Annotated in this window: 16 protein-coding genes and 1 riboswitch; of the genes, 15 read left to right on the forward strand and 1 reads right to left on the reverse strand. The window is 38.7% G+C overall.

Going from position 1 to position 14,910, the window contains the following annotated elements:
* Positions 1 to 234 precede the first annotated feature (234 nt).
* The 11 genes from ssuE to ACQKMH_RS09010 all read left to right on the forward strand — a co-directional run bounded on the left by ssuE (position 235) and on the right by ACQKMH_RS09010 (position 9,224).
* On the forward strand, positions 235 to 771 hold the full coding sequence (gene ssuE / locus ACQKMH_RS08960; RefSeq protein ID WP_427587033.1) for an NADPH-dependent FMN reductase: 537 nt from the start codon (positions 235 to 237) through the stop codon (positions 769 to 771).
* A 221-nt stretch (positions 772 to 992) separates the two neighbouring features.
* Positions 993 to 1,101, forward strand: a riboswitch (SAM riboswitch).
* Between the two features lie 169 nt (positions 1,102 to 1,270).
* A complete protein-coding gene (locus tag ACQKMH_RS08965; RefSeq protein ID WP_427587034.1) occupies positions 1,271 to 1,414 on the forward strand; it encodes a YezD family protein in 144 nt (47 codons plus the stop codon).
* 187 nt (positions 1,415 to 1,601) lie between these two features.
* Positions 1,602 to 2,306: a phosphoadenylyl-sulfate reductase gene (locus ACQKMH_RS08970; RefSeq protein WP_427587555.1), complete on the forward strand. Its 705-nt coding sequence runs from the start codon at positions 1,602 to 1,604 to the stop codon at positions 2,304 to 2,306.
* Positions 2,307 to 2,335: 29 nt separating this feature from the next.
* A complete protein-coding gene (gene sat / locus ACQKMH_RS08975) occupies positions 2,336 to 3,484 on the forward strand; it encodes a sulfate adenylyltransferase (RefSeq protein ID WP_427587035.1) in 1,149 nt (382 codons plus the stop codon).
* A gap of 41 nt (positions 3,485 to 3,525) precedes the next feature.
* The gene (gene cysC / locus ACQKMH_RS08980; RefSeq protein WP_427587036.1) at positions 3,526 to 4,125 is read left to right on the forward strand and encodes an adenylyl-sulfate kinase; all 600 of its coding nucleotides are present in this window, start codon (positions 3,526 to 3,528) and stop codon (positions 4,123 to 4,125) included.
* Between the two features lie 16 nt (positions 4,126 to 4,141).
* Positions 4,142 to 5,767, forward strand: coding sequence for a nitrite/sulfite reductase (locus ACQKMH_RS08985; protein ID WP_427587037.1), 1,626 nt, complete (start codon positions 4,142 to 4,144; stop codon positions 5,765 to 5,767).
* 19 nt (positions 5,768 to 5,786) lie between these two features.
* The gene (locus tag ACQKMH_RS08990; protein ID WP_427587038.1) at positions 5,787 to 6,002 is read left to right on the forward strand and encodes a DUF3906 family protein; all 216 of its coding nucleotides are present in this window, start codon (positions 5,787 to 5,789) and stop codon (positions 6,000 to 6,002) included.
* A gap of 19 nt (positions 6,003 to 6,021) precedes the next feature.
* A complete protein-coding gene (cobA, locus tag ACQKMH_RS08995) occupies positions 6,022 to 6,798 on the forward strand; it encodes a uroporphyrinogen-III C-methyltransferase (protein ID WP_427587039.1) in 777 nt (258 codons plus the stop codon).
* Positions 6,798 to 7,559, forward strand: a complete 762-nt coding sequence (locus ACQKMH_RS09000) for a sirohydrochlorin chelatase (RefSeq protein ID WP_427587040.1) — start codon at positions 6,798 to 6,800, stop codon at positions 7,557 to 7,559. The genes cobA and ACQKMH_RS09000 overlap by 1 nt, the downstream gene beginning before the upstream one ends.
* Entirely contained in the window at positions 7,540 to 8,154 is a 615-nt protein-coding gene (locus tag ACQKMH_RS09005; protein WP_427587041.1) for an NAD(P)-binding protein, read from the forward strand. Before ACQKMH_RS09000 ends, ACQKMH_RS09005 begins: the two co-directional genes overlap by 20 nt.
* A 170-nt stretch (positions 8,155 to 8,324) precedes the next feature.
* Positions 8,325 to 9,224 carry a sulfite exporter TauE/SafE family protein gene (locus tag ACQKMH_RS09010; protein WP_427587042.1) on the forward strand — a complete coding sequence of 300 codons (900 nt, stop codon included), beginning with the start codon at positions 8,325 to 8,327 and terminating at the stop codon, positions 9,222 to 9,224.
* Between the two features lie 322 nt (positions 9,225 to 9,546).
* On the opposite strand, the gene ACQKMH_RS09015 is transcribed toward ACQKMH_RS09010, so the two are convergent.
* Positions 9,547 to 10,692, reverse strand: coding sequence for a glycosyltransferase (locus ACQKMH_RS09015; protein ID WP_427587043.1), 1,146 nt, complete (start codon positions 10,690 to 10,692; stop codon positions 9,547 to 9,549).
* A 625-nt stretch (positions 10,693 to 11,317) separates the two neighbouring features.
* Between ACQKMH_RS09015 and ACQKMH_RS09020 the strand changes: the two genes are divergently transcribed.
* From ACQKMH_RS09020 to ACQKMH_RS09035, 4 genes are all read left to right on the forward strand, one after another.
* On the forward strand, positions 11,318 to 11,626 hold the full coding sequence (locus ACQKMH_RS09020) for a DUF2642 domain-containing protein (RefSeq protein ID WP_427587044.1): 309 nt from the start codon (positions 11,318 to 11,320) through the stop codon (positions 11,624 to 11,626).
* A 13-nt stretch (positions 11,627 to 11,639) separates the two neighbouring features.
* The gene (locus ACQKMH_RS09025) at positions 11,640 to 11,855 is read left to right on the forward strand and encodes a hypothetical protein (RefSeq protein ID WP_427587045.1); all 216 of its coding nucleotides are present in this window, start codon (positions 11,640 to 11,642) and stop codon (positions 11,853 to 11,855) included.
* Between the two features lie 189 nt (positions 11,856 to 12,044).
* On the forward strand, positions 12,045 to 12,563 hold the full coding sequence (locus ACQKMH_RS09030; RefSeq protein ID WP_427587046.1) for a mismatch-specific DNA-glycosylase: 519 nt from the start codon (positions 12,045 to 12,047) through the stop codon (positions 12,561 to 12,563).
* 1,176 nt (positions 12,564 to 13,739) lie between these two features.
* Positions 13,740 to 14,753 (forward strand): glycoside hydrolase family 15 protein, encoded by a 1,014-nt coding sequence (locus ACQKMH_RS09035; RefSeq protein ID WP_427587047.1) that lies wholly within the window; start codon positions 13,740 to 13,742, stop codon positions 14,751 to 14,753.
* Positions 14,754 to 14,910 lie beyond the last annotated feature (157 nt).

Raw genomic sequence — 14,910 nt, forward strand, 5'->3', positions numbered from 1 at the left:
TACATAATGAAACGGTCATATTAAAGGCATGGGGATCATGCCACAAATATGACCGTTTTTTCGATTAGGTAGCAATCAAGCAAGCTGATGAACTGGTGAAATCCGTGCCAATATCAATAAACTGGAGTTTAAGATTTGACATATATTTTTCAGACTATTACGATAAATGCATGCTTCATGAAAAGCTATTTAGAGAATTCTTATCAGGAAATCATGCAAAATAGGGGGATAAATATGAGCGATATCGTAATTTTATCAGGAAGCCCAGCGATTCCATCAAGAACGGACATTTCACTGAAACATATTCAATCATTGGTTGAAAAAGAAGGGTTTACCACGGCATATTTCTCAATTACGGATTTTTCAGCAGATGATTTATTCCAAGGGCGATATAATAGCGAAGATATTTTAAAGCTTTCCGAAAAAATTTCAGGAGCTAGAGGAATTATTATTGGTTCACCGGTATATAAAGCTTCTTACACAGGTGTGTTGAAAGCCTTGATTGATTTGCTGCCTGAAGGAGCTTTTAAGGGAAAGCCTGTGCTGCCAATTATGATTGGTGGAAGTAACAGGCATCTATTGGCAATTGACTATGCACTTAAACCATTAATTTCTATATTAAAAGGTGAGCCGTTGCAGGGCATCTATTTTGTAGATAAGGAAATTGATAAACAGGATCCGGAAAGTCCTATTAAGGATATGAATTTAGTTGATCGCGTTCAGAGTCAGGTTCAAGAATTTGTAGAAGCGATTCAGATAAGGAATATTTGAGTGTTTATACTTTAAATGATTGCCAGAATTGTAAAATAGACTCATTTTTTTGGAGGATTTCTCTAAAAAAATGAGTCTATTTTCATATGAAAAAGAACATATAATTACACGTGGAATAGTGTGTATAATAATAACAGTTCATCCATTTTATAAATCCAAGTTACTTTATAAGAAAACTCCATTGACAAGGAATAAATTTATGTTAATATTTAAAATAATAAAACTTATCCAGAGCGACGGAGGGAATTGGCCCTTTGAAGTCCAGCAACCTGCATGATGGATGCAAGGTGCTACATCCAACAAAATGTTGATCATTTTGGAAGATAAGGTAAAGAATATTTACCTAGGAATCTTTCCATCATGGAAAGATTTTTGTTTTTGAAAAAATCATTGGTAAACCATAACAATGTAAGGTTGTTTGGAATTATATAAATTTAAGAATTCAATTAATCAGCGGTGAAATAAATGATTCGCGGATTTTCTTAAAGGAGGAACAGGTTTGGAAAAAGAGAATCAGCTTGAAGAAATATTTGAACGACTTCAAGAAATGCTTCATTCAATGAAATATGGGTCCATCACACTAATTGTCCAGGATGGTAAAATCATTCAAATGGAAAGAAATGAAAAGCTGAGAATTAAATAAGGTATCTGCTGACTAGAAAAACTAGAGGCGTGTTTAACTAATATATAGAGAGTATTGGTTAAATTCGTCTCTTTTTCCTAGAGTCATATAAACTTGAGAAGATTACAGCGGATATTGATCACCAGTTACTCTAACCAGTGAAACATACTGCAAGTTTTTAGAGGGGGCAATAAAGTTGGCTGCATTAATAAACTATGAAAATTTCAACACTGAAGTTTTACCTGCTTTTCCTGAGGATAGTGAGACAAAAGGGGCTTTGGAAGTTCTGCAATGGGCAAATGAACAATATGGCAATAAACTCATATATGCATGTAGCTTTGGAATTGAAGGAATAGTCCTTACGGATTTATTGGCAAAGGTCAATCCTTCGGCCAAGATTGTTTTCCTGGATACCGATGTTCATTTTGAGGAAACTTACCAATTGATCGACCAAGTGAAAAAGCGATATCCAAAGCTTTCCATAGAGATGAAGAAACCTGCATTGACGCTTGAGGAACAAGCAGCGGAATTTGGAGATGAATTATGGCTGAATGATTCCAACAAGTGTTGCAATATCCGTAAAATCATTCCGCTTACCGATGTGCTATCAACGGCGACAGCTTGGCTTTCAGGACTGAGGCGGGAGCAATCAGAAACAAGGGCTCTTACCGAGTATGTCAATAAAGATAATAAATTCAAGTCAGTTAAGATATGTCCACTCATTCATTGGACATGGAAAGATGTTTGGCGTTATGCGCACAAAAATGGACTTCCATATAATATCCTACATGATAATGGATATCCGAGCATTGGCTGTAAAACGTGTACGGCACCAGCCATCAGTGCAGAGGACTTACGCTCAGGCCGTTGGCAAGGGGCTCAAAAAACAGAATGCGGATTACATTTATCTTAAATAAATAGAAACCATAGGGGGAAATTAGCATGACAACCAGTTTACCGCACGGAGGAACATTAATTGATCTTTGGGAACCAAAATATGATTTTAGTAAAATAACAAATTCAATCGAAATTGATGAAATTGCTTTAAGTGATCTTGAATTGATAGGCACTGGTGCCTACAGTCCGATTAAAGGATTTTTCACAAAAAGTGACTATGAGGCAGTTGTCAAGGATATGAGGCTTAGCAGCGGTCATGTATGGAGCATACCGATTACACTGCCGTTAACCGAAGAATCTGCAAAAACAATCACTATCGGAGAAGAAGTAAAGTTGAATCATGAAGGTGAAACGTACGGAGTTCTCCTTGTTTCCGATATTTTCACTCCTGATAAACAATTGGAAGCAACTTTAGTATATCAAACGGATGATGAGAAGCATCCAGGTGTGAAAAATTTATATAACCGCGGAAATGTATATGTTGGTGGAGAAATAAAATTAGTTAAGAGAATCGAGCGTCCGTTATTTCAAGATCATTATTTGGATCCTGTTGAGACAAGGAAAGCTTTTGCAGAAAAAGGATGGGAAACGGTTGTTGGATTCCAAACGAGGAACCCTGTTCACCGTGCACATGAATATATACAAAAGACAGCACTGGAGATTGTCGACGGTTTATTCTTGAATCCTCTTGTAGGTGCCACAAAATCCGATGATATTCCAGCAGATGTACGAATGGAGAGCTATAAAGTTCTGCTTGAAAAATATTATCCTAAGGATCGCGTCTCCCTTGCCGTTTTCCCTGCTGCAATGCGTTATGCAGGACCGAGGGAAGCCATTTTCCATGCGATGGTCCGTAAAAATTATGGTTGCACCCATTTTATTGTCGGACGTGATCATGCAGGTGTGGGCGATTATTATGGCACATATGATGCTCAAAAAATCTTTGGGAATTTTAACGCTGATGAGTTAGGGATCACGCTATTATTCTTTGAACATAGTTTTTATTGTAAAGCATGTGGCAATATGGCTTCTGCTAAAACTTGTCCGCATGGTAAGGAAGACCATGTCATCCTCTCCGGTACGAAGGTTAGGGAAATGTTACGTAATGGTGAAATTCCTCCAGCTACCTTTAGTCGTAAAGAAGTCATCGAGGTGTTGATCAAAGGTCTAAAGAAGAATGAAGTTTTTAACTAAATAGTTTCAAATTGAAGGAATGAAGTAAGAGGGGGATAATAATGAATAAAAATACTAACGTAACTTGGCATGAATCGTCATTGACCAAGGAACTTCGCCGAAAACAGAACGGTCATGAGAGTACTGTTCTATGGTTCACAGGACTGTCTGGGTCAGGGAAATCAACGATTGCGAATGCAGTGGCTAAGGAGTTATATAACCGGAATATTAGAAGTTATGTTTTGGATGGGGATAATATCCGTCATGGTTTAAATAAAGATTTGGGTTTTTCTGAAGAGGATCGAACAGAAAACATTAGGCGGATCGGTGAGGTTTCCAAGTTATTCGTGGATAGTGGACAGTTCGTATTAACCGCTTTTATATCACCTTTTCGGGCAGATCGCCAGATTGTGCGTGATTTACTTGAAGACGGGGAGTTTATTGAAGTATACATAAAGTGTCCAATCGAAGAGTGTGAAGTGCGGGATCCAAAAGGTCTTTATGACAAGGCGCGTAAGGGAATCATTAAAGATTTTACCGGTATCGATTCTCCATACGAAGTACCTGAACAGCCAGAAATCATTTTAGAATCCGACCAATACAGTATTGAAGAGTGTGTTGAACAGGTAATCGGTTATTTGACATCAAAGAAAGCGATTTAATCAAGGAGGAAATGTAATGGTTTACGAGAAATTTTGGTCGGAAAATCCACTAATCGCTAAAAATAAAACGGAAATCTGGAAATTGGAAAAAGACGGATTGAAGATATTTGATGATATTCCACATTACGCTGAAAATGGTTTTGAATCCATCCCTAAAGAGAATTGGGATATGTTCAAGTGGGCAGGTCTATACTTGCAACGGCCAAAAGAAGCCGGTTATTGGATGATGCGTGTCGTTATTCCCGGAGGTATCCTGACATATGATCAACAGATAACTCTAGCTAACATCGCTAAAGATTATGGGAGGGATGTATATGACATTACAACCCGTCAAGCCATTCAATTCCACTGGTTGACCATCGAACAAGTCCCGGATATCTTGAATCGTTTGGAAAAGGTTGGAATGACTACGGCCGGTGCATGTGGTGATATCACACGTAATATAATCGGGAATGCATTAGCTGGTCTCGATCCTGACGAACTTTTTGATACACGCGATGTACTATATGATGTATTTGAGTATTTCCGCCTTAACGAAGACTATTCAAACCTTCCAAGGAAATATAAAATGTCCATTAGTGCTAATATTCACAATGCTTCCAATGCTGAAATCAACTGTGTCTCATTCAATCCAGCTACTAAAGTAATTGATGGAGTAACGGAAGTTGGTTTTCACGTAAAAGTGGGGGGTGGGCTATCCTCCGTTCCGATGCTGGCAGAAGAACTTGATTTATTCATTTTACCTGAAAAAACAGTCGAAGTGGCGGCCGCCATCACGACGATATTCCGTGACTTTGGGTACCGTGAAAAACGTCATCGCTCGAGATTGAAATTCCTTGTAGCTGACTGGGGTCCTGAACAATTCAAGGAAAAATTACTGGAATACACCGGTCCGCTTCCTGAAAAAGGAGAAAGTGCAGTAAAGGGATGGAATGCAGGTTATTTCTACGGCATCCATAAACAAAAGCAAGAAGGACTCAACTATGTTGGAGTCAATATTCCAGTTGGTCGTCTAACTCCAGACGAAGTTATTGAGTTTGCAGAACTTGCTAAAAAATATGGAAATGGTGAAATCCGCAACTGTAATTCTCAAAATCTAATCATTCCCAATGTGCCGGATGCAAAACTTGAGGAATTAAAACAGGAACCCATCTTTGAAAGATTTCCTTATCAACCAAAAAAATTCATTGGTTATTCCGTATCTTGTACAGGCATCGAGTATTGTAACCTTGCACTCGTCGAAACAAAAAACAGAATGAGGACCATTTCTGAAACACTTGATAAGGAAATCGATCTGGATGTACCAGTAAGGATGCATATGGTAGGTTGTCCTAATAACTGTGGTCAAAGAGCGATTGCCGAAATAGGACTGCAAGGCATAAAAATGAAAAACCAGGAAAAACAGATGGTGGAAGCTTTTGAGATATACATCGGTGGTACCCTGAATGAGGGCGGTAAGTTTAATGAAAAACTTAAAGGGAAAGTGGAGGCTGAACAGCTCTATTATGTTCTGAAAGAACTTATCCTATTTTTCAAAGAAACAAAGCTTCTCTCCGAAACCTTCCTAGACTTTGTGGAAAGGGTAGGGAAAACAGAGTTACAAAGCAAGCTTGATGATATATTAGAAGAAGTGGCCGTATAATAGGGAAGGTAAGCTATTTATGAATCTATATCGTTTTGAAGTCACGATCAATGAAGAACCAATCCATGTCATCATTGTCGCCGATTCAGATGAACAAGCGTTTCAGCTTGTTGATATTGAGCTGGAAAAGCATTATTTGAAAATGCCGGCAGTTGATGATATCTCTTTATATGAAAAAAAGAAAATTAAAAATGGAGCAGGTTTCGTTTTAGCGGAATTCGAAACAATTCTCTAAGGGAGGGCAGGTTGCAAAAATGGGAAAAGTCTATCTAGTAGGAGCCGGTCCCGGAGATCCAGATTTAATTACATTAAAAGGATTAAAATGTATTCAAGAAGCTGATGTCATTTTATATGATCGACTTGTCAATAAGGAACTGCTAAATTATGCAAAAGACGGCGTGGAATTGATTAATTGCGGTAAACTGCCAAATTATCATTTGTTGCAGCAAGAAACGATCAATCGATTCTTAGTCAAATTTGCAAAAAAAGGAAAAGTCGTCACCCGATTGAAAGGTGGCGATCCATTTGTCTTTGGACGAGGTGGAGAGGAAGCGGAAGCCCTTGCCAAAAGTGGTGTGAGCTTTGAAATCGTACCAGGAATTACGGCTGGAATTGCTGCTTCCGCCTATGCAGGAATTCCAGTTACCCATAGAGACCACGCTTCATCCTTCGCGATTGTTACCGGTCATCGAAAAAAGGATGAAGAGGATAATATCAAGTGGGAGTCCCTGGCAAAAGGGATCGATACATTAGCCATTTACATGGGAGTAAAAAACCTGCCATATATTCAAGGGAAACTTTTGGAGCATGGTAAAAGTCCAGAAACCCCTGTAGCTCTTATTCACTGGGGGACATTAAAAACGCAAAAAACGGCTGTCAGTACATTGGCTAAGGTATTGGAAACGGCCAATGACGAACAGATTTCCAACCCTTGCATGATAGTAGTGGGCGATGTCGTTCATTTACGAGAAAAAATCAAATGGTTTGAAGCAAAACAAGCCGAAAATTTGTTGGCAAATGAGGCCTATTAATGGAAGCCATTTTATATATTTGTCATGGCAGCCGCGTTAAAGAAGCTTCAGCCCAAGCCATTGATTTTATTAAAGTTTGTATGGAAGCACAGCCAAATGCCATTCAGGAGTATTGCTTCTTAGAATTGGAAACTCCTACGATCAAAGAAGCTTACGAAAGATGTATACAACAAGGTGCGACTAGAATCATTGCCATTCCAGTTCTATTGCTAACTGCTGTACATGCAAAATATGATATTCCGGTCATTTTGAACAAAATGAAACAACGGTACCCAAATGTAGTCTTGAAATACGGAAGACCAATAGGTGTCAGTGAAAAAATGGTTGACATTTTAGTGGAACGGTTGGAAGAAACAAATGAAAAGGTTACGGAGGATTCATTGGTTTTATTGGTTGGAAGGGGCAGCAGTGATCCCGATGTAAAACGGGATTTAGGTCAAATTGCGGATTTACTAAGGAACAGGTTACCAAAAAGCAAAGTGGAAGAATGTTATTTGACCGCTGCATCACCAAGCTTTGCAGAAGCATTGGATATTGCAGAGAATTCTCAATCAAACCAAATATTTATCATTCCGTATCTATTGTTTACCGGTATCTTAATGCAGTCCATCCAAAGCAGTTTGAAGAAAATCCAGAAAAAGGGAGAACAACAAATCATACTTTGCCGTTATCTGGGTTATCATCCAAAGATTGAACAAGCTATATCGGAACGAATTCATGAAGTGAGTGGGGAGGAAGCTTATGTATCCAATTACGCTTAATATTGAAAACAGAAAGTGTGTCATCATCGGCGGTGGTAAAATAGGTTACTTTAAAGCTGGCCCCTTAATAGAAGCTGGTGCTGAAGTGACAGTCGTAAGTCCTGAGATATGCGAAGGATTTCAACGGTTGGAAAAAGAAGGGAAAGTTCATATTTTACTTAGAGAAGTGGAAAAGTATGACTATAAAGATGCTTTTTTAATCATTGTTGCAACAGATTCTACTGAAGTTAATGAACTAGTGTATGAGAATGCATCTCAAAATCAATTGATCAATGTAATTAGTAATCATGAGCTGGGTAATTTTCATATACCAGCAACATTGAATAGGGGTATGCTTTCCATAAGCGTTTCTACTCAAGGTGCAAGTCCGGCGCTCGCAAAAAAAATCCGGAATAACTTAGGGGACATGTATGATGAGTCATATGAAGAATATCTTGAATTTCTTTTCGAAGCAAGGATGATCATTAAAAAGGGTTCTTTTTCAAAAGAGGAAAAATCTAAGTTGTTGAGAGATTCCATAGAGGATATTTATAAATATTCATATAAAGAAAGATATCGTTTTTTAGCCAGGCTTTTGCCAGTAGAAACTGAATAAAATCATTGGGCTGATCAGAAAAACTGAAGGCACCTAACCAACATGTGTTTCACATTGGTTAGGTGCCTTTTGTGTCTGAAATGAAATCTGAATGTTCTTTTCAGGCAAACTGAACCGCCATCCGGATCTATGATATCAAGGTTCTATTTTAGTGAAAAAAGGGGAAGGTCATGAAAAAGTTAATCGTTTTAGCCTTTATCGGGTTTTTAGCCCAATTAATCGATGGTTCACTTGGAATGGGGTATGGAGTGAGTTCCACTTCCCTTTTGTTGACATTTGGGATTGCCCCTGCAGTAGCATCAGCATCTGTTCATTTATCGGAAGTAGTTACGACAGCTGTGTCAGGAGCATCCCACATAAAGTTTGGGAACGTGGATAAGAACATGGTCTACCGTTTGATCATTCCAGGTTCGGTAGGCGCTTTTGTAGGTGCATGCTTCCTGAGCAATCTGCCTGCCGAATTAGCTAAACCGTATATTGCCATATTTTTATTTGTTCTGGGGGTATACGTTTTGTTCCGCTTTTTATTTATTTTTAAACCGTCAAAGGAAAATGAAACCGTAAAACCATTAACAGCGAAACAATCCATTCCATTAGGACTTTTTGCAGGTTTTTGTGATGCAACAGGCGGAGGTGGTTGGGGCCCGATCGCAACGCCCGTTTTATTGTCGAAAAAAGGCATGACTGCTAGAAAAGCCGTAGGGACTGTAGATACGAGTGAATTTGCCATTGCCTTTTTCGGAAGTCTCGGTTTTATCATTTCTCTTGGATGGGAAGCGGTCAATTGGCTTTGGGTAGTAGCATTGATAATAGGTGGTGTGGTTGCCGCACCAATCGCAGCTTGGCTCGTCAGGATGCTTCCTGCTCAACTAATGGGTGTCTTAGTAGGTGGCTTCATTATATTAATCAATGTTCGAACACTATTAACTGCATGGGTTCCGGTTGAATCCCATATATATATCTATACTGGTATTGTGATTTTTTGGATTTCGGGAATCCTTTTTACCATCAATAAGATGTCCACAGCAAAAAAACATGGTCATATCGAACAACAGCGGAATGCCTCCTAAAAACCGAGGTGTACAGTGGCAGCTTTTATGTAAATAATCATAGGTTCATAGAATACCTACGAGAAAAGTCATTTAATGAAAGGTTTGTAAGTGGGTTCCTAGATTCGTTTCATAGATAGAATCCCTATAGTTCCTAATATAGATCATAGCAGTGTTAGATCATATTGATATTTTTCTCGCTTTTTGGCTGTCTTGAAAATGGAGAAACTTCTGCCGCTAGTTTCTATATAGCTTTATTCTCCTAATAAAGCATGAAAAGCTCCCCTATCCTAAAATCAGCACAACTTTATCTATCCCATATATGGAATATGCAGCAGGACCATTAGTTTATGGCCTGCTGCTGTTCAAATGATTGAATTGTACTTTCATATAATTCAATAAGCGGTAATATGTTTTTTTTACTATCGAATTGTTTTACTACCAACTTTCTTAAATCCTTGCCTGTTTGAACACCGGTATTTGATTGATGAAGGTTGCGTAAGTCCTGATATAGAATGGCTTGGTTACACGTTTGTTTTGCCGCGTGATCCCCAAAGTAGCACTCCCACGCTTGTTGAAAATTATTCCCATCTACCGTTCCGAAGTAGCCGTGATTTCCACAAGAAATGATGGGTTTTTCGCATGCCATTGCTTCCAATGCCACTCTCCCCGTACCAACGACATAGTCAGCAAATGCATAATAGTCCCTTACATTCTTTTGTTCCCCAGTGAAATGAATGAATTCCTCCTTACATGAAGATTGGATACTTGCTGCCATATTCTTTATATCCTTGAGTTGGCTACCGTCACCGACGATGATTACATGGAGATTGGAAATATCGTTTAATTTTAAATCCCTGCAAGCTTTGATTAAAAGCATACAGATTTTTGCTTTATGACGAGTTATCCTGCTACAGTAAACAATTACTTTAGCATTCAGAGGAATATTCATTTTTTTTCTTAATTCCAATGAAGGGGAAGGGGAAAAATCGGTAATATCAATTCCATTAGCAATTACTGATATATTCTTAGGGAAAAAAGGCTGAATATATTTTTTCACCGGTTCACTTACGGCTATCGCGGCATCTGTAAACTGTAAGACACTTCTAATCTCCCAATCAGGGAAGTATGTCCCGTGAAGTGTGAAAACGAACGGAATATTGGAGATTTTCGCTGCCTTGGCAGAGATGTGGCCGGAAGTAATCTGGTGACCGTGCACTAGTGTTATCCGTTCTTGACGTATTAAATCAACTAGCCCTTTTAACAATAGAGATTCCGTCTCTGGTTTAAGTGTTAATGTGGCGGGGAAATTCATTTCATGAATGGTACATCCCGTTTCACGTAATCGACTTATCATGCTTCCATTTCCAGTAAGTACCGCTGTGTATATCCCTCTAGACTGTAATTCCTTCACAAGACTTAGCACATGCGTTTCCGTTCCACTTACATCCATTGTATCTAACACCATCAGAACTCTTGTGGCCTTCATGATATCTTACCTATTAGGCAAAATTCGTCCGATTCATGAAATGAATGTACTTTTATTTGAGTTGAACCTTTTTTAATGAAGAATTTAGTGAGGGCATCTTGAACCATCCCATTTATTAAGGCGCAACCATTATTACCGTCCGCATAATCTGTTGGAACAATGCTTTCGTAATCCTTTATTCGTTTATATGTCACCATTATCATCACCTCAACCGTATCATATTCAGTTCTTTAAGAATTGGACATGGTTTTGTAAAACCTTCAAATATAAATTCAAGTAATGAAAAAAAGGGTGGTTTAGTCCAAGCCAAAAAGATAAGACATCAATATACTACTTTTGAAGCTATATAAGAAAGGAGCAGCAAATATCAAGATCCTCAAAGAAATCAAGTGACTCTAGTGGATCAGGGAATTCAAGAAGATCGAATCTAGGCAAAAATCGAAGCACAAATCCAGACTGAAAATTCATTTTTGGTTTGATCCATACCAGCATTCACATTTTCGATCGAGAATGAGTTCATTGCTGTATTAAAGAAAAGAAAGGGGGACCGAAAGGAAGATTAGAAAAAGAAATGCGAGCATTAAGGTAAAGAAATAAAATAGACAATCAAAAAGGTGGTAAAAAAATGAGCAACGAGAAGCAAAGTGAGAAGCAATGTACAAACAATACCCCAGACTATCTCTTCTATAAATGGCTTGTTGAAAATGGTCGTCCGGGGAGACCTGGAACTCCTGAAACAGGTGAATCGTATCATGATTTAAAAAAGGTTTTAAAAGAATTAATAGGAAGAACAGTAACGGTTTCCACTGATTTTGCCCCAGTGACCGGGATCTTAAGTGCTATTGAAAAGGATTATATCGTAATTAGCGAAGCCATCGGAACTGTTGTATTTGTTCCACTAAGAGAAATCAATTCAGTTAGAGAGCCTATATAAGGAGGAGAAAGCATTGTTATCTAGTATTTTTTATAGACAATTAAGACATTACATTGGAAACACGGTCACAGTGGCTACGGGCAGTGATTTATTTGAAGGAGTGTTACACGCGGTAACCGACGAAATCATTCGAATAACAGAATCGGCCCCAGGTTATGAAAATAATTTGGATATCATTACCATCCCGTTAGATAAAATAAAATATGTTCGCGTAGATAACGCGCAATAGTTTATATGAAGAAGCAGCCATCTATCAGGTGGCTGTTTCTTATGTTCATTATAAGTCAATATTTCAATGGTGTTAGAACTTTTTTCTTGTATATAAGCGTAAGGTACTGAGAAATGGTGGAAAAGGTAGTTAAATATTTTTCAGTTTTGTACAATAATTAGATTAGGGATTAGAAAAGGAGTTAAAAAAATGAAGGGCATACCCGATCATATAAAGGAAAATCTGGAAATATTATTTGTTGGATTCAATCCAAGTATCCGGTCAGGAGAGACAGGTCATCATTATGCGAATCCTAACAACCGTTTTTGGAAAATCCTCTTCGAGTCAGGGCTGACACCAAGGAAATATCACCCAACTGAGGATTCTTCATTACTGGATTTAGGTTATGGTTTTACAAATATCGTTTCCAGGCCTACAAAAGGTGCTGACGAAATCACAAAAAAAGAGTACATAAAAGGAAGGAAGCAGTTAAAAAGGAAAATTGAAAAGTATGAACCTAAACTTGTCTGTTTCGTAGGCAAGGGGGTTTATCAGGAATATCGGCAATTACGTAAAGTCGCATGGGGGCTGCAAGAAGATCCTTTATCAAAAAGGAGCATGGAATTCGTTGCCCCTTCATCCAGTGGATTAGTGAGAATGCGGATAGAAGAAATCATTGAAATATATAGGGAGTTGCCGATTCTGCTCCACAAGTTGGAATCCCGTTAACGGAATTTATTAAAAGATGAGATGGATCAGGATAAAGCTGAAAGGAAAAGTGGTGGCATATCCGAGGTCATTATTTAGGCCACATTTGGCCCTCTCCAAGTCCATTTGCAATGGACTGCGTTAAGGAGACTAAAAAATTGTCGATACATGCGATGCTTGCTTTCGCTACCGTGTATGTAGACTGTAGACAAACTCGATAATAATGAGTTTGTCTACAGTTTTTTTAGGTTTTTAAAATTTGACCGTTGATTTCCACTCCAGGCACTCGCTTTCCGCGGGCGGTCCGGGAGCCTCCTCGGCGCCCTGCGCCTGCGGGGTCTCCCTTGTACGCGTATTCCCGCAGGAGTCTCGCACCTTCCGTTCCAAACAACTTTGTATGAGATAGAACTCCTTTTGCCTACAAACTCGATAATAATTGATATTGTTATAGACTTATTGAGTGTATGTAAAATTTGACCGTTGATTTCCACTCCAGGCACTCGCTTTCCGCGGGCGGTCCGGGAGCCTCCTCGGCGCCCTGCGCCTGCGGGGTCTCCCTTGGACGCGTATTCCCGCAGGAGTCTCGCACCTTCCGTTCCAAACAACTTTGTTATAACAGTTAGATAGAAATCCTATTTCCTACAAACTTGATAATAATTGATATTGACTACAGTTTAATTGAGTTTTTATAAAATTTGAGCGTTGATATCCGCTCCGGTGACTCGCTTTCCTAGGGAGGTCAGGGAAGCCTCCTCGGCGCCGTCACCCTCGGACGCGTTTTCCCCGCAGGAGTCTTGAACACCCGTTCCAATCAACTTTGTTTTAACAGTTAGTTCTTTTGCATACGGTCTTTTTTGTTTTAAATAGAAGCATTAAAACTTGTGGTGATGGAGATGGTAAAAAAGCAAAGAAACGATAGAGCGTATATTCGCAGTTGCAAAAGAAAAGCATCTTCACAAGCTTCTAGTTGAATCAGTTCAAATTGGCTAGGCATATAACGCTTTTTAATGAACATTGGAAGCTTGATTATCAAAAAGGGCAGTGATTACATAAACTAGGGTGAATGAACTTCTGAAACGTCAGTTTAGCTTAACTGAATTGAAAGCGCTTCTAATTTAAAATGAATGAACCAACGTTTAGAAAACGGCAGTCTGTCAACAATGGGAATAAGCAAGTAACTATGGAGGTGTTCAATTAATGAATATAAATGGTGCCCTAGAGGTTCTTGATCGTATGCGGCTTCCTAATGGTGCGTACACTGCGAGCGTTTCCAATGATTATAATTATGTCTGGATAAGGGATGTCGTTTATACAGTATTGCCTTTTATAAATGACCCATCCAATCGTTATGAGAAAGCATATCACGCTTTATTCGACTTATTTCAATCCTATGAGTGGAAGATAGATATTCATACTGAACAGAAACCGCAATATCTATATGAATATATCCATGCCCGATACTCCCCTGAGCTGAAAGAGCTGCCTGATGAGTGGGGGCATGCTCAAAATGATGCGGTAGGTGCCTTTTTATGGGGTGTTGGAGAAGGATACAGGCATGGGAAAAGAGTGATAAGAAATGAACGTGATTTACAAATCGTTCAAAAGTTGGTCAATTACTTGGAATGCCTGCATTATTGGCAGTCGGAAGATAACGGAATGTGGGAGGAAAATGTCGAAATTCACGCCTCAAGCATCGGTGCATGTGTCGCTGGTCTGAATTCAGTCAAGATGCTGGTCAACGTAAAGGAGGAACTAATTAAAAAGGGAGAAGAAACACTCCGTTTCCTACTTCCAAGAGAAAGTTACTCAAAAGATACGGATTTAGCTCTTTTATCCTTAATTTATCCTTATCGACTCGTCGATCGAAATATTGCGCTTAAAATATTGAAGGATGTCACAGAGCGGCTTGAGAGAACAAACGGCTGTATACGATATGAAAAGGACCTTTATTATAATGAAGGCCAAGAGGCGGAATGGTGCTTCGGACTTCCGTGGTTGGGGTTGTGCTATCATGAACTTGGTTTAATGAACAAAGTAAAGGAATATATAGATAAAACGAAAATGATCATTCCAGAAAATTGGGAAGTCCCTGAGTTATATATTGGAGGCAGTAATATTCCTAACAGGAATACTCCCTTGGCATGGTCCGTCTCTTTATCTTATTTATTCTTAACGAAAACTCACATGATTCGCAACGAACAAGTAACATGAAGTATTCATACTGGATTACGTAGAGCTCTTCCTAAAAAATAGGGAGAGCTTTTATTGAAATAACATTATTTTTACATAAAATGGCTATTTTTCTCAAAAAAATGTTTTAATTTTGAAAAAAACGGGCATTTATTACAATAACTTCACCTCCATTTGA

Source organism: Peribacillus sp. NPDC097895 (assembly GCF_050277555.1).
Classification (GTDB): domain Bacteria; phylum Bacillota; class Bacilli; order Bacillales; family DSM-1321; genus Peribacillus.